Origin of the sequence: Streptomyces sp. NBC_01217 (assembly GCF_035994185.1) — a bacterium.
Classification (GTDB): domain Bacteria; phylum Actinomycetota; class Actinomycetes; order Streptomycetales; family Streptomycetaceae; genus Streptomyces.
Map to the genome: position 1 here is coordinate 2,898,284 of NZ_CP108538.1, position 20,672 is coordinate 2,918,955.

17 protein-coding genes and 3 tRNA genes are annotated in these 20,672 nt (G+C 69.8%); 6 read left to right on the plus strand and 14 right to left on the minus strand.

All coding sequences use genetic code 11. From position 1 onward, the window contains the following. Window positions 1-5 precede the first annotated feature (5 nt). Both OG507_RS12690 and OG507_RS12695 read left to right on the plus strand, forming a co-directional pair. Window positions 6-1,202: an MraY family glycosyltransferase gene (locus tag OG507_RS12690; protein ID WP_327367301.1), complete on the plus strand. Its 1,197-nt coding sequence runs from the start codon at window positions 6-8 to the stop codon at window positions 1,200-1,202. Between the two features lie 264 nt (window positions 1,203-1,466). Continuing rightward, window positions 1,467-2,609, plus strand: a complete 1,143-nt coding sequence (locus OG507_RS12695; RefSeq protein ID WP_327367302.1) for a glycosyltransferase — start codon at window positions 1,467-1,469, stop codon at window positions 2,607-2,609. A 42-nt stretch (window positions 2,610-2,651) separates the two neighbouring features. Here OG507_RS12695 and OG507_RS12700 read toward each other — a convergent pair whose 3' ends face one another. The 7 genes from OG507_RS12700 to OG507_RS12730 all read right to left on the minus strand — a co-directional run bounded on the left by OG507_RS12700 (window position 2,652) and on the right by OG507_RS12730 (window position 6,953). Next, window positions 2,652-4,394 (minus strand): DUF4012 domain-containing protein, encoded by a 1,743-nt coding sequence (locus OG507_RS12700; RefSeq protein ID WP_327367303.1) that lies wholly within the window; start codon window positions 4,392-4,394, stop codon window positions 2,652-2,654. Window positions 4,395-4,913: 519 nt separating this feature from the next. Then, complete coding sequence (locus OG507_RS12705) at window positions 4,914-5,042, minus strand: hypothetical protein (protein ID WP_327367304.1); 129 nt, start codon at window positions 5,040-5,042, stop codon at window positions 4,914-4,916. A gap of 261 nt (window positions 5,043-5,303) precedes the next feature. Then, entirely contained in the window at window positions 5,304-5,849 is a 546-nt protein-coding gene (locus tag OG507_RS12710) for an SMI1/KNR4 family protein (RefSeq protein WP_327367305.1), read from the minus strand. Between the two features lie 118 nt (window positions 5,850-5,967). Beyond that, window positions 5,968-6,225 carry a hypothetical protein gene (locus OG507_RS12715; protein ID WP_327367306.1) on the minus strand — a complete coding sequence of 86 codons (258 nt, stop codon included), beginning with the start codon at window positions 6,223-6,225 and terminating at the stop codon, window positions 5,968-5,970. Between the two features lie 269 nt (window positions 6,226-6,494). Further along, a tRNA-Ile gene (locus tag OG507_RS12720) sits at window positions 6,495-6,568 on the minus strand. 234 nt (window positions 6,569-6,802) lie between these two features. Continuing rightward, window positions 6,803-6,875 (minus strand) — tRNA-Asn (locus tag OG507_RS12725). Between the two features lie 5 nt (window positions 6,876-6,880). Then, window positions 6,881-6,953: transfer RNA gene (locus OG507_RS12730), tRNA-Asn, on the minus strand. 193 nt (window positions 6,954-7,146) lie between these two features. On the opposite strand from OG507_RS12730, the gene OG507_RS12735 reads away from it, so the two are divergent. From OG507_RS12735 to OG507_RS12750, 4 genes are all read left to right on the plus strand, one after another. Next, window positions 7,147-7,446, plus strand: coding sequence for a YtxH domain-containing protein (locus OG507_RS12735; RefSeq protein ID WP_327371951.1), 300 nt, complete (start codon window positions 7,147-7,149; stop codon window positions 7,444-7,446). A 69-nt stretch (window positions 7,447-7,515) separates the two neighbouring features. After that, the gene (locus OG507_RS12740; RefSeq protein ID WP_327367308.1) at window positions 7,516-8,961 is read left to right on the plus strand and encodes an FGGY family carbohydrate kinase; all 1,446 of its coding nucleotides are present in this window, start codon (window positions 7,516-7,518) and stop codon (window positions 8,959-8,961) included. Between the two features lie 169 nt (window positions 8,962-9,130). Continuing rightward, window positions 9,131-10,864 carry an ABC transporter ATP-binding protein gene (locus tag OG507_RS12745; RefSeq protein ID WP_327367309.1) on the plus strand — a complete coding sequence of 578 codons (1,734 nt, stop codon included), beginning with the start codon at window positions 9,131-9,133 and terminating at the stop codon, window positions 10,862-10,864. Beyond that, entirely contained in the window at window positions 10,864-12,795 is a 1,932-nt protein-coding gene (locus OG507_RS12750) for an ABC transporter ATP-binding protein (RefSeq protein WP_327367310.1), read from the plus strand. The genes OG507_RS12745 and OG507_RS12750 overlap by 1 nt, the downstream gene beginning before the upstream one ends. 87 nt (window positions 12,796-12,882) lie before the next feature. Here OG507_RS12750 and OG507_RS12755 read toward each other — a convergent pair whose 3' ends face one another. The 7 genes from OG507_RS12755 to OG507_RS12785 all read right to left on the minus strand — a co-directional run bounded on the left by OG507_RS12755 (window position 12,883) and on the right by OG507_RS12785 (window position 20,643). Further along, window positions 12,883-14,022 carry an RNA polymerase sigma factor gene (locus OG507_RS12755; RefSeq protein WP_442810973.1) on the minus strand — a complete coding sequence of 380 codons (1,140 nt, stop codon included), beginning with the start codon at window positions 14,020-14,022 and terminating at the stop codon, window positions 12,883-12,885. Between the two features lie 214 nt (window positions 14,023-14,236). Next, on the minus strand, window positions 14,237-16,144 hold the full coding sequence (gene dnaG, locus OG507_RS12760) for a DNA primase (RefSeq protein ID WP_327367311.1): 1,908 nt from the start codon (window positions 16,142-16,144) through the stop codon (window positions 14,237-14,239). 106 nt (window positions 16,145-16,250) lie between these two features. Next, entirely contained in the window at window positions 16,251-17,510 is a 1,260-nt protein-coding gene (locus OG507_RS12765; RefSeq protein WP_327367312.1) for an NAD(P)/FAD-dependent oxidoreductase, read from the minus strand. 132 nt (window positions 17,511-17,642) lie between these two features. Then, on the minus strand, window positions 17,643-18,977 hold the full coding sequence (locus tag OG507_RS12770; protein WP_327371953.1) for a deoxyguanosinetriphosphate triphosphohydrolase: 1,335 nt from the start codon (window positions 18,975-18,977) through the stop codon (window positions 17,643-17,645). A gap of 90 nt (window positions 18,978-19,067) precedes the next feature. After that, a complete protein-coding gene (locus OG507_RS12775; RefSeq protein WP_442810974.1) occupies window positions 19,068-19,262 on the minus strand; it encodes a hypothetical protein in 195 nt (64 codons plus the stop codon). 68 nt (window positions 19,263-19,330) lie between these two features. Next, entirely contained in the window at window positions 19,331-20,128 is a 798-nt protein-coding gene (locus OG507_RS12780) for a Cof-type HAD-IIB family hydrolase (protein ID WP_327371954.1), read from the minus strand. Between the two features lie 89 nt (window positions 20,129-20,217). Beyond that, window positions 20,218-20,643, minus strand: a complete 426-nt coding sequence (locus tag OG507_RS12785; protein ID WP_327367313.1) for a DUF6210 family protein — start codon at window positions 20,641-20,643, stop codon at window positions 20,218-20,220. Window positions 20,644-20,672 lie beyond the last annotated feature (29 nt).

Sequence of the window (20,672 nt, forward strand, 5' to 3'; positions counted from 1 at the left end):
CCGGCGTGAACACAGCGGTCACGACAGCAGCAGGCGCCGCGGCCCTGCTGCTCGGACTGCTGCTGACGGAGCCGCTGAGACGCCTTGCTTTGCGCCATGGGATCACCGACCGTCCCAACGCCCGTAAGGCGCACACCCGGCCGACGCCCTACCTCGGCGGTGTCGCCGTCGCGATCGCCACGCTCGTCGCGGGTGCCGCCATCGCGCGCGCCCGAGCGGACTTCGACCCGGTTCTCGCAGTGCTGCTCGGCGGCGCGGCGATCGTGTGCGTCCTCGGACTCATCGACGATCTGCGCCAGCTCGGGCCGGGGATCCGGCTGTGCGTCGAGACGTCCATGGCCGCGATGGTGGTACTGGCAGGGGGGCATCCGACGGTCTTCGGCGGCGCCTTCGACGCCGTGCTCGCCGTCGTGTGGATCGTCTTCGTGACGAATGCGTTCAACCTGTTGGACAACATGGACGGCGCGGCAGCATCGCTGTGTGGCGTCATCGGCGGATTCATCTGCCTGACCGTCCCGGCAGACGGCCCGGATGGCCTGGGTGTGGTGATGGCGGCCCTGACCGGGGCCTGCGTCGGCTTCCTCTTCCACAACAGGCATCCGGCACGGATCTTCCTCGGCGACGCGGGATCGCTCTTCCTCGGCTTCACACTGGCCTCCGCGATGATGGTGCTCCACAGTGACACCACCGGCCTTTCCGGACCCGTCAGCCTGCTACTCGCCACCCTGGTGCCCACGTTGGACACCACGCTGGTGATGGTGTCCCGCTATCGGGAGTCAAGGCCCCTGCTGCAGGGCGGCACGGACCATATCGCCCACCGGTTGCGGCGCCTGGGGATGACGGTGCAGCAGGTCGTCCGATTTCTCAGCGTCCTCGCGGTAGCCGGCTGCCTGTCCGCAACGCTGGTGACCTACGGGTTGCTCGCTCCTGGCATCGCGCTCCTTGCCGCCTCCGCAGTGGGCGTCGGGGCGGTACGGCTGCTGCTCAGGATCCCCTCTGCCACGACCGCTTCGCCGCGCGTCGCGGTCCCGGCCGGGGGGCCGACAGAGGGGTTCGCCCGTGCAGCCGTCCAGTTGAGACGCAGCGGTGGGTCCGGGCGCCGCCCGAGAGCGGTCCGGCCGGTGGACGTGCCGCATTCACGTGAGGCCCGGAAGGCCGCCACGCTGTCCCGGACGGCAGGCACTCCGGCGGCACCGCAGTGATGCCCTGGACCAGGTGTTCCGCGATCGACAATTGGGCCCACATCCTGCGAGCGTGAAACGCTGCTGCTGGACAAAGCGCTCCGGCAGCACCCCCGGGCACGCCCTCAAAGAGGGTGTGCCCGCGGTGTCCGCCGTCCGGTATTCGGGTGATGGCCCCTCGAGACACGCGGAACCGGGCCAAGGCCTCGTCTGCGGGTGCCACCCAGCACCTATTGTGCTGACGCGCGACGGCACAGGGCCTCGTAGGCTTCGGAAAGCGACTCGATGACCATGGCGCGTATCTGCGAAGTGATCAAGACCCTCGACGTGGGCGGGGCCGAGGTCCTTCTGGTGGAACGCCTGCGCCGGTCTCCCCGGACCGACCGTGACTACACCGTGGTCTTCCTGGATGCCTCGACGGAGGAACTGGTGGATGCGCTCCGGGACTGCGGAGTATCACTCGTCGATCTCCGCTCTTGTCCGCGGCGGCTGCGTTACCTCGGATTGGTCCGTACGGTGCGGCGCCTGGCTCCCGATGTGGTAAATGTTCACTCCCCTCTGCCCGCTGCGGTGCTGCGCCCCGCTCTGCGTCTGATGCGCCTGCGACCGGCACTGGTTTCGACGGTGCACTATGTCCGTTGCCATCCGCTGACCAGGCTGCTCAATCAGGCGACCCGGCATCTGGACGATCTGACGGTGGCGGTCTCACCGCAGGTGGCCGCCTCCAGGTCCGTGCGGGGCGCTCGCCGGGTCCGTACGCGGATCCACGGGGTGGACGTGGCCGCGCAGCGTGGCTGGGCGCGGCGAGCGGACCAGCTGCGGGAGGAGTTCGGGATCCCCTCGGACACCTTCGTACTGGCCTTCGTGGCCAACTTCCGTCCGGTGAAGAACCACACGCTGCTGGTCGAAGCAGCCGCCCTGGTGCTCGATCGGCGCCCTGACGCATTGTTCGTCCTGGCGGGGGACGGTCCCCTCCGTGAGCAGGTGCTCACGGACATCCGCCGGCGCGGACTGCAGGACCGGATGCGATACCTGGGGCGGGTTCCGCAGGCCGGCCGACTGGTGGCGGCCGCCGACGCCCTGGTTCTGGCCTCCCACTACGAAGCGCTGCCCGTGGTGGTCATGGAGGCCCTCGCGTCCGGTGTACCGGTGGTGGCCACGATGGTCGGAGGAATCCCCGACCTGGTCCGCGACGGTGACAACGGCATCCTGGTCCAGCCCGGTTCACCACAACGGCTGGCCGAAGCCATCCTGCGCATCATGCGTCCGGAAGTTCGTTCCGTGCTCGCCGCCGGAGCGCTCGCCGACACCACGACGGTGGACATGGCCTCTACCGCCGCATGGTTCGACAGCGTGTACGCCACCTTGGCGGACGGAGCTCCGGAAATCCGAAAAGAAGCCGCCTCAGGAGAAACGCAGGCCGTCTGATTCCACCCGTGTCCACGGTCCGCGCTGCTCTGTCAGCCGCTGTCAGTCGCCACACGCCGGATAGGACTCCGCCCGGGCTCGCAGGGGTGTGACCAGCGGCTGGTGCCACAGCACGGGGGCGCGGTCGCTGACCGGCTCCAGCAGCTGGAGCGTCAGGGTGCGGCTGCGCTGCGCCGGCAGCTCCAAGTCCAGTGTGTAGACCGGGTGATGGCGTTCCTCTCCGATATCCACCGTGGTGGACCGGCCGTCGAGGGCCGCACCGGTGAGTTGTGCACCCCTGCTGGCGTAGTAGGAGACCAGCAGCCGGTTGTCTCCCGGGCGAGGGCGGTGAGCAGGCTTGTCGCCCCGCTGGGTGACGTAGGCGGGAAGCCCCGACGCCGGAGCTCGGTTTGCGAGAGTGATCCGCGCAGTAACGAGGCGGCCGTCCGGCGTACAGCGGCCCGGGACCCAGCTCAGTTCTCGCTCAAGGTAGTAGTCGAGCTTGCCACCCGCGGCGTTGTTGACAACGAGTCCGGCGAAGGGGCCGGGCTGCTGGGGCAACGTACCGCTCAACGGCCGGGTCGACAGGAGACGTTGCTCGTCTTCGCGGGCGCTCCACACCTTCAGCCGCCCCTCCGATACGTCGCCATACGCCGCCTTGACCAGTCCGGGAAGGCGACGCGGGTCGCGGAGGGCGTCCGCGAGAGTGGTGACTGCCGTGCGCGCCACATCGAGCAGGAACTCCTTGCGCTTCGCGTCATCGGGGTAGCGCGCGTAGCCCGTGCGCTCCGTGAGATCCAGCACGTTGTCGGCGGTGAGCGCCGTGCCGTCGCGCAGCCGTCCCGGGCCTGTGGCCCGCAGCAATCGCCCCAGCGTGATGGGATCCAAGGCGGCCACACCGTCCACTTGCTGACCGCTGCGTTGGTGCCAGGTTGCCGCCCAGATACGGGCCGCGTAGGGGAAGTGCGGGCTGAGATTGGAGTTGGCCCAGTATCGGGTGGGCTCGGCCTGGCTGTAGCGGGCGGCGAATTCGGCCCCCAGGTCGACCGTGGGGTTGGCGCCCGTCACTGTGTCGTCGTTGCCGAAGGTCTCGAAGCGCAGCTCTCCCCGGACGGCGGTGAGCACGGCGAAGGCCCCTGGCATTCCGCCGGTGCCTCGGGCTTCCGCGGTGTTCTGGACGACGACAAAATACCGCCGCGGACTCTGTTCGCCCAGCATCGGCGGCAGTACACGGGCAGCCAGAGCGGCATCAGCTGTGGCGGGGGCGGTCCGGTCGAGCAGTCGAACGAGTCGAACGCGCGCGCGATCGATTGCGGGCAGCCAGGTGGTGCGAGGCAGTTCGTCGACCTCCGCGCGCGTCCCGGCGGCGATCCGCGCCGCTCGTTCGAGCTCCGGAGCCTTACCGCCCAATGCGGACAGGAGAGCTCCCAACCCGCCCTTTCGGGAGTCTCCGGCCAGCTCGGGAGCGAGGCGCACGACCGGTGGAAGGACGTCGTGAGTCAACCGGTCGGCGGCCTTCGCGGCGCCCCGGACGGTCTCCGCGGGCCGGCCGAGGAATGGAGCCTGCGCGAAGAGATACCAGGCGGGCCCGGTGGTGAGGCGGTGGGCGCGGGCGGCATGCGCGTTCGCAGAGCGCATCGCCGCCTCGGGGTCCCTTGTCGCAGCCGCCGGCTCCGCGTTCCCCCCGGTACCCGTGACCGAGCGCCGCAGCGTCTCCAGCGACCGCTGAGCGGCCAGCAGTTCGGACCGGGCGAGCAGACCGGTGACCGCGATCCACGCCGTTCCGGCGAGGACCAGCGCGACCACGGCCAAAAGAATGTGCCAGGCGCGAGGCCGTGGGAAACGGCCGCGTGCCGGCTCGTGACTCCCAGGCCGCCCCGTGCTTCCTCGGAGCTTGAGACCCTGGTGCAGGTGTCGCAACCGCATGAAGAACTCCGCGATCAGTGGCTCTTGAGCCACGGGACTGCCATGCCCGTCCCGCCGCACGTCGAGAAGGTCGCCATCTTGTCCACGCTCCTCACATGAGTCCAGCCCGAACAGGCGGTACAAAGTGTTCCCTCACGCGCATACATCTCGCCGAGTGGCACCTGCTAACGCCACAGAATCCTCAAATGACTGAATGGCCCAATAACTGATGGTTTCAGAATGGGCTGAGTCCAGGCCGAGTGTGCTGCCGAAGTTGCTGCCGCCGAAACCCGGGAAGCCGAGCAGCGCAGGTTCAAGCAGCTGACCGATCGCGCGGACGAGATCGAGCCGGGGCGGCGTAGTGGCCGAGGTGCGCGGCCAGCGCGTGCGCGAGCCACCCGTCGACGGCATCCGGCGTTGTCAATCGCTACGGCGCGCGATCTCGCTCCGGGCAGCTTCGTCACCCTCGCGCAGCTCGGTGCCGGTGAGCCTCTGCTCCTGGACCAGACATGAGCACTCCCGCGCCCCGGTGATGAAGAACGTCCGCATGACGCGTGCGACCCGCTTCTCGTTGACCCGCAGGCCCTTCGCTCGTCGCGGTGGACCTCGCGGATCCGCTCGGCCAGGAGCCGGTCCTCTCTGTGCCGGGACGTCCTCGCTTCCCTGCCGGCAAGCCACTTGCAGTAGCTGGACCGGTTCAGATTCAAGACCTCGCACAGCCGCTTCGCGAGCCCCATTAACCCGGGAGGAAACAGCGGCAGGGCCCATGGCGTCGTCCGAGCCATGGGCCCTGCCCGTGCGGTGAGGGCGTCAGTCCCAGACGAGTCGGCCGTCCTCCACATGTCCGGCCGTAGGCGACGCCCCGGCGGAGATCTGCTCCATGAGGGCGACGGTGTCGTCGAACAGGCCGGCCAGCGAAGCATGGACCTCGAAGGAGGGCGCGTCCCCGTCACCGAATGAACCGATCCGGCCGCTTCGCGCGTCCAGGAACTTTCCGTAACAGGAGTCCTCGTCCGAGACGACCGGAATCCACTGCTCGTGCCAGAAGGGGAACTCCGGATCGTCGGACGGGTCGTCGCGCTCGATCTCCATCTTGAACGCATAGGTACGCTCCATGGCCACGAGCCCCAGAAAGTCCCGGTTCCCGGGCGCGACCCCTTCGGTGACCTCTCCGGCCCCCGACTCCAGCAGCCAGGCCCGCAGTTCGGCCGGGAACGCGACACCCAGCCGGTCCTCCGTCGCGGAGATGTCCGCCGCAGCCGCAGCCGCAGGGCCCAGAACCGAGGCCGCGGTCACGGGGGCATGCGCCTCCAGCCAGCCCGCCAGCCGCCGCCACGCCCGTTGTGCCTCATCCATGACCGGCCCCCACTCCCTCGTCGCGCCTCTCGCGGCGCAGCCTACGACACGGGGTCTCGCCGGACCGGGAAGATCCCCGGCCGGCCCGGAACGGACCGCCCCGGACGGGCCCTTCGCCTCAGTCCGTGACCCACTCGACCATCCGGTTCTCGTGAAGAGAAGGAAAGCGTCGCGCAAGGCTGACCGGGGTCGGGTTTTCCACCGCGCTGCACAGGTCACGGAGCATGACGGGCAGGCTGGGCCACAGTTTCGCGTAGTCGGGGTCTCCGAATGACATCTCCCCGATGGCCCCGAAGCCGTCGGTTCGGTGATCGATGAAGAGGAGGTTCCCAGCCTCCCACTCGGCTACCGCCGACCGGCCGACCGCAAGAACCACCGCCCGCAGGGGCAAACCCGACCCGGTCGACGCCGAGGCCGCAGCCCCTACCTCGCTCGCGGCACGCCGCGCCGAGGGGCCGTGGGAGCACTCATAACCTCTTCCACGAGCACAGCACTGGAAAAGGCCAGGCCACAGCATCGCATGGCTCGTCGCACTTGCCCCGAGAGCCACGTGCGCTGCACCTCCGTGCCACGTCCGCTGCACGCAAAACGCCCCCGAAAAACACGTTTCCCCAGGTCAGAACGATTCTGCCCGGGGACACTCGGTGGGGCGGGTGGGACTCGAACCCACGGCCGACGGATTATGAGTCCGCTGCTCTAACCGGCTGAGCTACCGCCCCTTTTCGGCGTGGCGCGTACAAGTGTGCGCGCCGTCTGCCGCAGCATAGCCGGTCATACGATCTCTCGCTCCGGATGGTCGGCTTCGCATGACCATGAAGACAGCGCTGTCCCCTGCCCGGTTCCGGACGGAGCGAAGTAGACGCGAAAGAGTCACGTGCACCCCACACGCACCACGGCGGAGGGCCGGCGCCGGGCACACGAAAAAGGACCCCGCAGGGTCCTCTTCCGTTCTGCTCCCCCGACTGGACTCGAACCAGTAACCCTCCGGTTAACAGCCGAATGCTCTGCCAATTGAGCTACAGGGGATCGCGCTCCCCCGACTGGACTCGAACCAGTAACCTGCCGGTTAACAGCCGGCTGCTCTGCCAATTGAGCTACAGGGGATTGCTGCGTTTGCACCGAACCCTACCTGCCTGGCTCCTGCCGGGCGGCGCGCGCTCGCTGCGACACATACATTAGCGCAAGCAGGGGGGTGCTTTGCCAATCGGTATCGCCCGGGGTGATCTCGGGTGCCCGCGGGTAGGCGGGCAGCACACGTCGCAGTGAGCGTTGCACTGAGCAAGGAAGGGTGGCAGCCATGCGGTACCGGCTCACGTTCATCGCCGGACTGGCCCTCGGATACGTGATCGGCACGCGGGCCGGGCGCGAGCGCTACGAGCAGATGAAGAAGTCCGCACGTCAGTTCGCCCAGAATCCTGCCGTGCGCAACACCGCCGAGTCCGCGGCGCAGAGCGGCCGCGATCTGGCAGGCAAGGCGTACCACGCGGTCAGTGACAAGGTCGGCGACAAGGTGCCCGCCTCGGTGGCCGACCGGGTGCGCTCGCTGCGCGACCGCGGCCGCAACGGCGAGGACGACTGGGGCACCACCAATACCTAGCCCGGCCCGCCCGGTCACTGCCGCGCCACCGGTACGGAAACGCTCCGGCGGTGCGGCAGAATCTTGGGTATGGGCATAGTCGCCGGCTTGGACAGTTCTTCCGCCTTCACGCACATCGTCGTCTGCGATACGGACACGGGCGCCGTGCTGCGCCGGGGGTACGCCGCACACCCCGTCGAGGCGAAGGCCACCGAGGTCGACCCGCAGGTGTGGCTGCTCTCGCTCGGTGAGGCGGCCACGGGCGGGCTGCTCGAAGGCGTGCAGGCCATCGGTGTCTCCGCGCAGCAGCACGGCCTGGTACCGCTGGACCACCAGGGCAATCTCGTACGTCCGGCGCTGCTGGGCAACGACAAGCGGGCTCAGGTCGCCGCTGCCGATCTGGTCGAGGGGCTAGGCGGGCGGCAGGCCTGGGCCGAGGCCGTCGGGTCGGTTCCGCAGGCCGCGCAGCCGGTGGCGAAGCTGCGCTGGCTGGCGCGGACCGAACCGGAGGCGGCCCAGCGGGTGGCCTCGGTGCTGCAGCCGCACGACTGGCTGGTGTGGCAGCTGCTGGGGCGCCCTGCCCGGCGGACCACCGACCGGGGTGCCGCGTCCGGCACCGGTTACTGGTCGGCGGGCAGCGGTTCCTACCGGCCCGATCTGGTGGAGCTGGCGCTCGGGCGCCAGGCTGCACTGCCCGAGGTGCTCGGCCCGTCCGACGCGGCCGGGACGACGCCCGAGGGGCTGCTGATCTCGGCGGGGACCGGCGAGACGATGGCGGCGGCGTTCGGGCTCGGGGTCGGGGCCGGTGACACGGTGGTGTCGCTGGGCGCCTCGGGTTCGGTCATGGCGGTGCACCACGAGGCGCTGTCCGATCCGAGCGGGATGATCACCTCGTTCGCGGACGCGACCGGGATGCATCTGCCGGTGGTGTACACGTCGAACGCGGTACGCGCGCTGCGCGGGACCGCCGAGATGCTGGGCGTCGAGGGCCTTGAGGAACTGTCCGCGCTGGCGCTGAAGTCCACGCCGGGCGCCTCCGGGCTCGTACTCCTGCCGTATCTGGAGGGCGAGCGCACCCCGCATCTGCCGCACACGGCGGGGACGCTGTGCGGGCTGCGGCGCGAGTCGATGAAGCCGGAGCATCTGGCACGGGCGGCGTTCGAGGGGATGCTGTGCTCGCTGGCCGACGCGCTCGATGTGCTGCGCGAGCGGGGTGTCGAGGTGCGCAGGGTGTTCCTGCTGGGTGCGGCGGCCGAACTGCCCGCGGTACAGGGGCTCGCGCCCGCGCTGTTCGGTACGCAGGTGGTCGTGCCGCAGCCCGCCGAGTACGCGGCGCTGGGTGCGGCCCGGCAGGCGGCCTGGGCGCTGGGGGTCTCACAGGGGACGCTCGATCCGCGCACTCCCCCGGCCTGGCAGGGCGCGGCGGCGCAGGTGCTTGAGCCGGGCGAGGAGACGTCGGTCGGCCAGGCTGTGCTCCAGCAGTACCGGGCGACGCGGGACCAGATCCATCCGGGGGCGTTCGACTCCGCGTCCTGAGCCGGACACCCTGCGTGACCCGACCGGGTACATCTGACGGAGACCGACCCTCCACATATGTACTCGGTCTTTTTTTTGACCTGGTCTTGAATAAAATCGTTCGCTGTCCCCGTCGGGGGTACCGGAAAATGGGTCGACTCCCGACCTCTGCCGACTCCGAGAGACACGCGTGCTCATAAAACTCCTGCGGGCCTTTCTCGGCCCGTACAAGAAACCCATCCTGCTGCTGGTCCTCCTCCAACTCCTGCAGACCTGCGCCAGCCTCTATCTGCCCACCCTGAACGCCGACATCATCGACAACGGTGTCGTCAAGGGGGACACGGGCTACATCCTGGAGTTCGGCGGCATCATGATCGCCGTCAGCCTCGCCCAGGTGGTCTGCAACATGGGGGCCGTCTACTACGGCGCCCGCACCGCGTCCGCACTCGGCCGCGACGTCCGGGCGTCGATCTTCGACCGGGTGCAGTCGTTCTCGGCACGTGAGGTCGGCCGGTTCGGGGCACCGTCCCTGATCACGCGTACGACCAATGACGTGCAGCAGGTCCAGATGCTGGTCCTGATGACGTTCACGCTGATGGTCTCGGCGCCGATCATGTGCGTCGGCGGCATCATCATGGCCCTCGGCCAGGACGTCCCGCTGTCGGCGGTGCTGCTCGCGGTGGTGCCGGTGCTCGGCATCGCGGTGAGCCTGATCGTCAAGCGGATGCGTCCGCTGTTTCGCACCATGCAGGAGCGGGTCGACACCGTGAACCGGGTGCTGCGCGAGCAGATCACCGGCAATCGTGTCATCCGCGCCTTCGTCCGCGACGGTTACGAGGAGGAGCGTTTCCGCGGCGCCAACAACGAACTGACCGATGTGGCACTGTCCACCGGCCGGCTGATGGCGCTGATGTTCCCGACCGTGATGACGGTCGTGAACGTGTCGTCGATCGCCGTGGTCTGGTTCGGTGCGCACCGCATCGACAGCGGCGGCATGGAGATCGGCGCGCTGACCGCGTTCCTCGCCTATCTGATGCAGATCGTCATGTCGGTGATGATGGCCACCTTCATGTTCATGATGGTGCCGCGCGCCGAGGTATGCGCCGAGCGCATCCAGGAGATCCTGGAGACCGAGTCGAGCGTGGTTCCGCCCGTCGAGCCGGTCCGCGAACTGCGCGCCCATGGCCATCTGGAGGTCCGCGGCGCGAACTTCCGCTACCCGGGCGCAGAGGAGCCGGTGCTGCGGTCGGTGGATCTGGTGGCCCGCCCCGGCGAGACCACCGCGATCATCGGATCGACGGGCAGCGGGAAGTCGACGCTGCTCGGACTCGTACCGCGGCTCTTCGATGTGACGGACGGTCAGGTGCTGGTCGACGGCACGGACGTACGCACGCTGGAGCCGACGCTGCTGGCGAAGACCGTGAGTCTCGTCCCGCAGAAGCCGTATCTGTTCTCCGGGACGGTCGCGACGAACCTGCGGTACGGAAACCCGGACGCCACCGACGAGGAGCTGTGGCACGCGCTGGAGGTCGCGCAGGCCAAGGAGTTCGTAGAGGAACTGGAGCACGGCCTGCACGCGCCGATCGCGCAGGGCGGCACCAATGTCTCCGGCGGGCAGCGACAACGGCTCGCGATCGCCAGGACGCTGGTGCAGCGGCCGGAGATCTATCTCTTCGACGACTCGTTCTCCGCGCTCGACTACGCCACCGACGCCGCGCTGCGCGGGGCGCTGGCGCTGGAGACGGCCGAGTCGACCGTGGTGATCGTCGCGCAGCGGGTGTCCACCATCCGCGACGCCGACCGGATCCTGGTGCTGGACGAGGGCCGGGTCGTCGGCTCCGGCACCCATCACGAGCTGATGGACGGCAATGAAACGTACCGGGAGATCGTGCTCTCCCAGCTGACGGAAGCGGAGGCCGCGTAATGGCCGGTCCTGGCGGACGCATGATGGCGGGCGGGGCGCCGACCGACCGGTCCATGGATTTCAAGGGCTCTTCGAAGCGGCTGCTGAAGCGCTTCGCCACGGAGAAGACCTCGCTGTACGTGATGCTGCTGGCCTGTGTGCTGAGCGTCGGCCTCTCGGTGGTCGGGCCGAAGATCCTCGGCAGGGCGACGGACCTGGTGTTCGCCGGGGTCGTCGGCCGGCGGATGCGGGAGGGAACGACCAAGGAGCAGGCCATCGACGGCCTGCGCAGGACCAACAGCGGCCTCGCCGACATGCTCTCCGGGGTGGACTTCGTCCCCGGTCACGGCATCGACTTCGGCGCTGTGGGCGACGTACTGCTGGTGGCACTGGCGGTCTATGTCGGTGCCGGGCTGCTGATGCTGGTAGCGACCCGGCTGTCGATCAGGATCATCAACGCGGTCGTGTTCCGGCTGCGCGAGGACATCCAGACGAAGCTGTCGCGGCTGCCGCTGTCCTACTTCGACCGGGCCAAGCGCGGCGAGGTGCTCAGCCGGGCGACCAACGACATCGACAACATCTCGCAGACGATGCAGCAGACGATGGGCCAGCTCATCAACTCCCTGCTCACCATCGTCGGCGTACTGGTCATGATGTTCTGGGTCTCGCCGCTGCTGGCGCTGGTCGCGCTGGTGACGGTGCCGCTCTCGGTGGTCGTGGCCGCGAAGGTCGGCAAGCGGTCGCAGCCGCAGTTCGTGGCGCAGTGGAAGGTGACGGGCAAGCTCAACGCCCACATCGAGGAGATGTACACCGGACACACCCTGGTGAAGGTCTTCGGACGGCAGGAGGAGTCCGCGAAGGACTTCGCCGAGCAGAACGAGGCGCTGTACGAGGCGGGCTTCAGGGCGCAGTTCAACAGCGGGGTCATGCAGCCGCTGATGATGTTCGTCTCCAACCTGAACTATGTGCTGATCGCCGTCGTCGGTGGTCTGCGGGTCGCCTCGGGTTCGCTGTCGATCGGTGATGTGCAGGCGTTCATCCAGTACTCGCGGCAGTTCTCGATGCCACTGACCCAGGTCGCCTCGATGGCGAACCTGGTGCAGTCGGGCGTCGCGTCGGCCGAGCGGATATTCGAGCTGCTGGACGCCGAGGAGCAGGGCGCCGACCCCGCACCGGGCACTGGCGAGCATCCCGAGGAGCTGCGGGGCAGCGTCTCACTGGAGAAGGTGTCGTTCCGTTACGACCCGGAGAAGCCGCTCATCGAGGGTCTGTCGCTGAACGTCGAGCCGGGTCACACGGTCGCGATCGTCGGCCCGACCGGCGCGGGCAAGACCACGCTCGTCAATCTGCTGATGCGCTTCTACGAGGTGACGGGCGGCCGGATCACCCTCGACGGGGTCGACGTGGCGAAGATGTCGCGCGACGACCTGCGGTCGGGGATCGGCATGGTCCTCCAGGACACCTGGCTGTTCGGCGGGTCCATCGCGGAGAACATCGCGTACGGCGCTTCGCGCAAGGTCACCCGGGAGGAGATCGAGGAGGCGGCGCGGGCGGCCCACGCCGACCGCTTCATCCGCACCCTGCCGGACGGCTACGACACGGTGATCGACGACGAGGGCTCCGGCGTCAGCGCGGGCGAGAAGCAACTGATCACCATCGCGCGGGCATTCCTGTCCGACCCGGTGATCCTGGTGCTCGACGAGGCGACGAGCTCCGTCGACACCCGTACCGAGGTGCTGATCCAGAAGGCGATGGCGCGTCTGGCGCACGGCCGTACGAGCTTTGTGATCGCGCACCGGCTCTCCACCATCCGGGACGCCGACGTCATCCTGGTGATGGAGAACGGCTCGATCGTCGAACAGGGCACGCACGACGAGCTGTTGGACGCCGGGGGCGCGTACGCCCGGCTGTATTCGGCGCAGTTCGCGCAGGCGGTCGCCGAGGTCGACTAGAGGAAGCCGACCGGAAGAAGCAGTGATCGCGGCAAGGAGGGCCCGTCCGGCGGACGGGCCCTCCTTGCGCGGGGGTGCGGCGGCGGGTCAGTCCAGGTAGCCGCGGAGCTGGTCGGCGAAGGCGTGGTCCCGCAGCTTGTTGAGGGTCTTGGACTCGATCTGACGGATGCGTTCGCGTGTCACGCCGAAGATCCTGCCTATCTCCTCAAGGGTGCGGGGCCGCCCGTCGTCCAGCCCGTACCGCAGCTGGACCACCTTGCGTTCACGCTCGCCGAGCGTGGAGAGCACCGCTTCCAGGTGCTCGCGCAGCAGCAGGAAAGCGGCGGACTCGACGGGGGACGCGGCATCGCCGTCCTCGATCAGGTCGCCGAGGGCGACATCCTCCTCCTCGCCGACCGGGGCGTGCAGTGAGACGGGTTCCTGGGCCAGCCGCAGGACTTCACCGACCCGCTCCGGGGTGAGGTCGAGCTGGTCGGCGACCTCCTCGGGCGTCGGCTCGTAGCCGCGCTCCTGGAGCATCCGGCGCTGGACCCGTACGACGCGGTTGATCAGCTCGACGACATGGACCGGGACCCTTATGGTCCGCGCCTGGTCGGCGAGGGCGCGGGACATGGCCTGCCGGATCCACCAGGTCGCGTACGTCGAGAACTTGTAGCCCCGGGCGTAGTCGAACTTCTCGACCGCCCTGATCAGTCCGAGGTTTCCCTCCTGGACCAGATCGAGCATGGTCAGCCCGCGGCCGACATAGCGTTTCGCGACGGAGACGACGAGGCGGAGGTTGGCCTCGATCAGACGGCGCTTGGCCACCCGCCCCATGACCACCAACCGGTCGAGATCGACGGCCAGTCGGGTGTCGGGGTCGGGGGTGCTCGCGAGCCGTTCCTCGGCGAAGAGACCGGCCTCGACGCGGCGGGCGAGCTCCACCTCGTCGGCGGCGGTGAGCAGCGGGATCCGGCCGATCTCCCGCAGGTACTGACGGAAGAGGTCGGAGGAAGGACCGGCGGTCTCCGGGCGGCCCCGCGGCTGGGGCGGTTCGGGCGCCTGGGGCAGCTCCTCCATGAGTGCCTCGGGTGGGTCGGGTGGATCGGGTGGATCGGACGGTATCTGCGGCTCCACCGCGGTCTTCTGCGGCTCCACCGCGGTCTCCGGATGATGCACGGCCCGGTTCTGCGCGGGGATTGCCGAGACGTGCTCGGTTTCGGTCAGGGTCAGGGTCCGGGTCTGCACGGGGGCGACCTCCAGGTGATCGCTGCCGGACCGCGGGGATGGAGGACCACCGCCCGGTGGTCCTGCCGCGCTCCGATGACTCAGGCACCGCCCCCAGTGTGGAGTACGACACATCGCTGCCACGAGGGGCGTGCGCGGACTTTCTGAGTCCGGTCCGTGACCGGCCGGATACGGTGACGGCGGGCGCACCGCCGCGGGGGTCGCCCCGTCCCCGTCAGAGCGCGTCGGCGCCGTTGTTGCGCAGGGACTGGGCGTACTGCTGGAGGACCCAGACCTCGTTCTGCGCGGCCGCGAGATGGTCCGGGGCGACATTGCTGCCGAGGCGGGCGAGGCTGCCCTGTACGTCGTTGATCCGGCGGTCGACGGCGCGCAGGCGGACCTTGACCAGGTGCTCGCCCGCGTACGCCTCGTCGATGGACTTGCCGTGGAAGACCTCGACCGCCAGCTCGGTGACCAGCTTGCGCACCGTGTCGTTGGGGGTCGCGTCGAGCACCTGGACGAGGTACTCGCGGGTGTCGGGGACGCCCAGCTCCGCGCCGCCCGCCTCCGCGATGCACTGGCGGACCGCGGCGTACGGCGGGGCGGTGAACTCGTCCACCCCGTAGGCGTCGAAGGCCGGGGAGACCAGGACGGGCCGCTGCAGGGCGAGCTTGAGCAGCTCGCGCTCGGTGCGGTGGGCCGGGCTGCGGAGGTTGAGCGCGGGGCCGGAAGGGGCGGCGGGGGCCCGGACCTGCTGGTGCTGCGCGCCGGCGCGGGAGGAGGACGGCTCGGGACCTCGCCGGTCGCCCCGCCCGCGGGCCCACTGGGCGAGCTGGTTGACCCGGTGCACGACGTACTCCTGGTCCAGGATGCCGACGAAGCCGGCCAGCTGGACGGCGACCTCGCGCTGCACGCTGCCCGTCTTGATCTTGGCGACGACCGGTGCCGCCTCGTCGAGCGCGGCGGCGCGGCCCGCCGGGGTCTCCAGATCGTAGCGGGCGACGATCTGACGGAGCGCGAACTCGAAGAGGGGGGTGCGGGGTTCGACCAGGTCGCGGACGGCCTCGTCGCCCTTGGCCAGGCGCAGATCGCACGGGTCCATGCCGTCCGGGGCGATCGCGATGTAGGTCTCGGCGGCGAACTTCTGGTCGTCCTCGAAGGCGCGCAGGGCGGCCTTCTGCCCGGCCGCGTCACCGTCGAAGGTGAAGATCACCCGGGCGCTGCCGTTGTCCATCAGAAGGCGGCGCAGGATCTTGATGTGGTCGCCGCCGAAGGCCGTGCCGCAGGTGGCGATGGCGGTGGTGATCCCGGCGAGGTGGCAGGCCATGACGTCGGTGTAGCCCTCGACGACGACGGCCCGGCTGGCCTTCGCGATGTCCTTCTTCGCCAGGTCGATGCCGTACAGCACCTGGGACTTCTTGTAGATCGCGGTCTCGGGGGTGTTGAGGTACTTCGGGCCGTTGTCGTCGTCGCGCAGCTTGCGGGCGCCGAAGCCGACGACCTCGCCGGAGGTGTCGCTGATCGGCCACATCAGCCGGCCGCGGAAGCGGTCGATGGGGCCGCGCCTGCCGTCCTGGGAGAGGCCGGAGGTGATCAGTTCCTTGTCGCTGAAGCCCTTGCCGCGCAGGTAGCGGGTGAGGTGGTCCCAGCCGGCCGGGCTGTAGCCGACGCCGAAATGGGCGGCCGCGGCTTGGTCGAATCCGCGCTCGGCGAGGAACTTCCGGCCGATCTCGGCCTCGGGGCCGTCCAGCTGCTCGGCGTAGAACTGGGCGGCCACCTTGTGTGCCTCGACCAGCCGGATGCGCTCACCGCGCTGGTGGGAGGGGTTGTACCCGCCCTCCTCGTACCGCAGGGTGATGCCCGCCTTGGCGGCGAGGCGCTCGACCGTCTCGGAGAACGAGAGATGGTCGATCTTCATCACGAAGGCGATCGTGTCGCCGCCCTCCTGGCAGCCGAAGCAGTGGAAGAGACCCTTGCTCGGGCTGACCTGGAAGGAGGGGGACTTCTCGTCGTGGAACGGGCAGAGGCCCTTGAGGTTGCCGCCGCCGGCGTTGCGCAGCTGGAGATACTCGGAAACGACGGCGTCGATCGGGACCGCGTCCCGTACCGCCTTCACGTCGTCGTCATTGATCCTGCCTGCCACGGGTGAAGTCTACGGGTGAGGTAGGACAGCTGTGCCGCGCGCCGATGTGATCCGTGGGGAGCCGGGGCGACCCGGCCCGCACCGGACGGGCCCGGCCCGGCTCCGCTCAGTCCAGCAAGGCCAGAGGGACGGCCGGGTCCGCCAGCGCGTCCGGGTCGATCTGCCGGCCGGAGCGGATCAGCTCCTGCACGGTCTCGGTGACGTCCCACACATTGACGTTCATCCCGGCCAGCACCCGGCGGTCCTTCAGCCAGAAGGCGATGAACTCGCGCTTGCCCGCATCGCCTCGGATGACCACCTGGTCGTAGCTGCCCGGCGGCGCCCAGCCCGAGTATTCGAGACCGAGGTCGTACTGGTCGGAGAAGAAGTACGGCACCCGGTCGTAGCTGACGTCCTTGCCGAGCATGGCGCGGGCCGCCGCCGGGCCGCTGTTCAGCGCGTTCGCCCAGTGCTCCACCCTCAGCCGGGCGCCGAGCAGCGGGTGGGCCACGTTGGCGACGTCACCGGCGGCGAAGATGTGCGGGTCCGAGGTACGCAGGGAGGCATCGACGGCAATGCCTCCGCCGTCCTCGCGTGCAGCGATGTCGAGCCCCGCGGCTTCGGCGAGGCCGGTGCGGGGGGCGGCGCCGATCGCGGCGAGCACGTCATGTGCCGGGTGTTCCTCGCCGTCGTCGGTCCGGACCGCGAGGACCAGGCCGTCCTGGCCGATGATCTCGGTGAGGCGGACGCCGAAGTGGAAGCGGACACCGTGGTCGCTGTGCAGATCGGTGAAGATCTGGCCGAGTTCGGGGCCCACGGCCTGGTGCAGCGGGGTCGGCTCGGGTTCGACGACGGTGACCTCGGCGCCGTACCCGCGCGCCGCCGCGGCGACCTCAAGACCGATCCAGCCGGCCCCGGCGATCACCAGATGGCCGTTGTCGCGGCCGAGGGCGGCCAGCACGTTGCGCAGCCGGTCGGAGTGGGCGAGGCGGCGCAGATGGTGGACGCCGGTCAGCTCCGTACCCGGAATGGGAAGGCGGCGCGGCTCGGCCCCGGTGGCGAGCAGCAGCTTGTCGTAGTGGACGACGGTCCCGTCGCCGAGCTCTACGGAGCGGGCCTCCCGGTCGAGGGCGGTGACGGTCTGGCCGAGGTGGAGCTCGATGTCGGCACCCGCGTACCAGGCGGTCTCGTGGACGAAGACGCTGTCCCGTTCCTCCTTGCCGGTCAGATAGCCCTTGGAGAGCGGGGGCCGTTCGTAGGGATGGTCCCGTTCGTCGCCGAGAAGGATCACCCGGCCGCTGAAACCCTCCGCCCGGAGTGTCTCGGCCGCCTTCGCTCCTGCCAGTCCTCCGCCGACGATGACGAACGTCCGATGTGCGTCGACCACTTGATGCCTCCTCGATGCTAGCTGCGCGGGGCCCGACTGCGAGCGTCCCGCACGCAGCGTGATGGCGAAAGGGGGTGTACACCGATCAGGTCACACCCAGTGGTCACAGGCCTGTCCCGGACGGGGCCGCGGTCAGGGGCGGCGTCCGGCGAGCGAGGCGTGCAGGGAGCGGGCGGAGGCGTCGGTCAGGGCGGCGATCTGGTCCACCAGGACCCGCTTGCGGGCCCTGTCGTCGGGGGCGGCGTGGAACAGCGCCCGGAACTGCGGCTCCAGCCCCTCCGGGGCGCGTGCGGTCAGCGCGGCGGCCAGTTCCGCGATGACGATCCGCTGGTCGGCGCGGATCGCCTCCTGCTCGGCGCGCTGCATGACATACCGGTCGGCGACCGCCTTGAGCACCGCGCATTCGTTGCGCGCCTCGCGGGGGACGACGAGCTCGGCGGCGTACCGGCCGAGGCGGCCCGTCCCGTACGCCAGTCGGGTGCTGCTCTCGGCGGCGAGGCAGAAGCGGCCGATCAGCTGACTCGTCGCGTCCTTCAGCCGGGCCTGGGCGACGGCCGATCCGTCGTAGCCGTGCGGCCACCAGTCCTGGCCGATGAGCCGGTCCAGGGCGTCGGCCAGCTCCTGGGGGGCGGTGTCCGCCGGGACGTAGCGGCCGATGGCCACCGCCCAGATCTCGTTCCGCTCGTGCTCGGAGTGGAGACAGCCGGGGTCGATGTGCCCGGCGTGCAGTCCGTCCTCGAAGTCGTGCACCGAGTACGCGACGTCGTCGGACCAGTCCATGACCTGGGCCTCGAAGCACTTGCGGTCCTTCGGGGCGCCGTGGCGGGCCCACTCGAAGACCGGCAGGTCGTCCTCGTACACCCCGAATTTCGGCGAGCCGGGGTCGTAGGGGTGCCCGCCGCGCGGCCACGGGTATTTGGTGGCGGCGTCCAGCGCGGCACGGGTCAGGTTGAGCCCGACGCTGACCAGCTCGCCGGTCCGGGTGTCGGGCACGAACCGCTTCGGTTCGAGCCTGGTCAGCAGGCGCAGCGACTGGGCGTTGCCCTCGAAGCCCCCGCAGTCCGAAGCGAAGTCGTTGAGCGCCTGCTCGCCGTTGTGTCCGAACGGTGGATGGCCCAGGTCATGGGCGAGGCAGGCCGTCTCGACCAGATCGGGGTCGCAGCCGAGCGCCGCCCCCAGTTCTCGGCCGACCTGGGCGCATTCCAGGGAGTGGGTGAGCCGGGTACGCGGGCTGGCGTCCCAGGCGTGGCCGCGGGTGCCGGGGGTGACGACCTGGGTCTTCCCGGCGAGCCTGCGCAGTGCGGCGGAGTGCAGCACTCGGGCGCGGTCACGCTGGAATGCGGTACGGCCGGGCCGTTTGTCGGGCTCGGTGTCCCAGCGCTCGGCGTCGGCCGCGCTGTAGGGGGCCGTGCCGTGAGAGGCCGGGCCGTGGTCCTGAGTGCCCTGCGTACCGTCCGTGCAGTCCATGTCGTCCATGCCGTCCATGGGTCCGACAGTAAACGGCCGAACCGACAACAGGGGGCAGGCGGATGCGCGGCGGGCGGCTCGGGGAAGGCGCTATTCGGCCGTCACGGCCCCGGCCGCGATCCGCCGCACGGGCCCCGGGGCGGGCGCCCGCGCGGGCCGTCGGGTTCCGTTCAGGGAGACGAGGCTGAGCTGGGTGCCGAGCTGTGCGGTGATTCGGGTCAACAGTTGCGCCGTGCTGTCGAGGGGCAGGGACTCATCGGGATGTGCCGGTGCCGACTCCGTCATGGACCGATGGTGCAGGGCCGAGGTTGCCGCACCGTTGCGCGAGGGTGACGGGTGGAGCGGTTTCGGGGTCAGGCCGTGCCGCCGAAGACCTGCTCGATGATGTGCGCGACCCCGTCCTCCTCGTTGGAGAGCGTGTGCGTCCCGATCGCGGCCAGCACGCTCGGGTGGGCGTTGCCCATCGCGTAGCCGGCACCCGCCCAGTCCAGGACGGTCAGGTCGTTGGGCATGTCGCCGAAGGCGATGACCTCCGCGGCATCGATGCCGCGCCCGGCGCAGAGCATCGAGAGGGTGCCGGCCTTGGTGACACCGGACGCGCTGATCTCCAGCAGCCCGCGCCCGCCGGAGTGGGTCAGCTGCACCTCGTCGCCCGTCCCTTCCCTGGCCGCGGCCAGCAGGGTGTCCGCGTCGAGCCGGTCCGACCAGGCGAGCAGCTTGGTGACGGGGACGTCGGTCAGCCACAGGTCCGCCAGCGACGGCACGGGCAGCTCGGCGTCCAGGTCCTCGGAGAGCCGCAGCCGGTAGGCCGGTTCGTACAGGACCTGGTTGCCGGTCTCCAGGGCGAAGCCGATCTCGGGCACGGCGGCGGCGAGTGCGGTGGCCACGCGTTGGGCGGTGGCGAGAGGCAGGGCGCGGGAGGAGACGACGGTGCGCGTCCCGATGTCGTACACCAGCGCCCCGTTGCTGCACACGGCCGTCCCCGCGAGCCCGGCGGCCTCGGCGAGCCGGTCGACGAACCTGGGCGGCCGGGCGGTGACGAGGACGACCTCCGCACCGGCGCTCTCGGCCGTGCGCAGGGCACGCAGGGTGCGGGGCGAGAGGGTGCCGTCGTTGCGCAGGAGCGTGCCGTCGAGATCGGAGGCGATCAGCCGTGGAAGGAGCATTGCCCGATGCTACTGGGAGGCCCGCGGGCTTCCGTTCGGGCTCTGACGGGGCTCTGATCGGGCTCCGTTCGGGCTCAGTCCGAGTTGCACCAGAGCAGCACGCCCGGCCCGTCGGGGGTGAGCACGGGCACCCACGCCTCGTCCGTCTCGTCCAACCGGGCCTCGTCCCACCGCAGTTCGTGGGGATGGTCGTCGACGCCGTCGTTGAACCAGTAGCGGATGCCCTCGACCGCGCCGTGCAGGGCGGCCCGCTCGTCCGGCGTCCAGGGGCGGCCACTCGTGCCCGCACCGCGGAAGTGCCGCTCGAAGAGCTGTCGCAGCGCGCCGAGTTCGTCGGGCGCGTGCAGCGGGACGAGGAAGCCCTCGGCCTCGCCCTGCCGACAGGCCGTACCGCCGTACTGCTGCTGGTAGACGACGTCGGTGGGGGCCGTCACCACCACGTACAGCCAGTCGGTGGCCGTACCGTCCGGGTCGAGGAACACATAGCGCGGGGAAGACATGGGGTCAGCGTCGCGGGCTGCGGGCACGT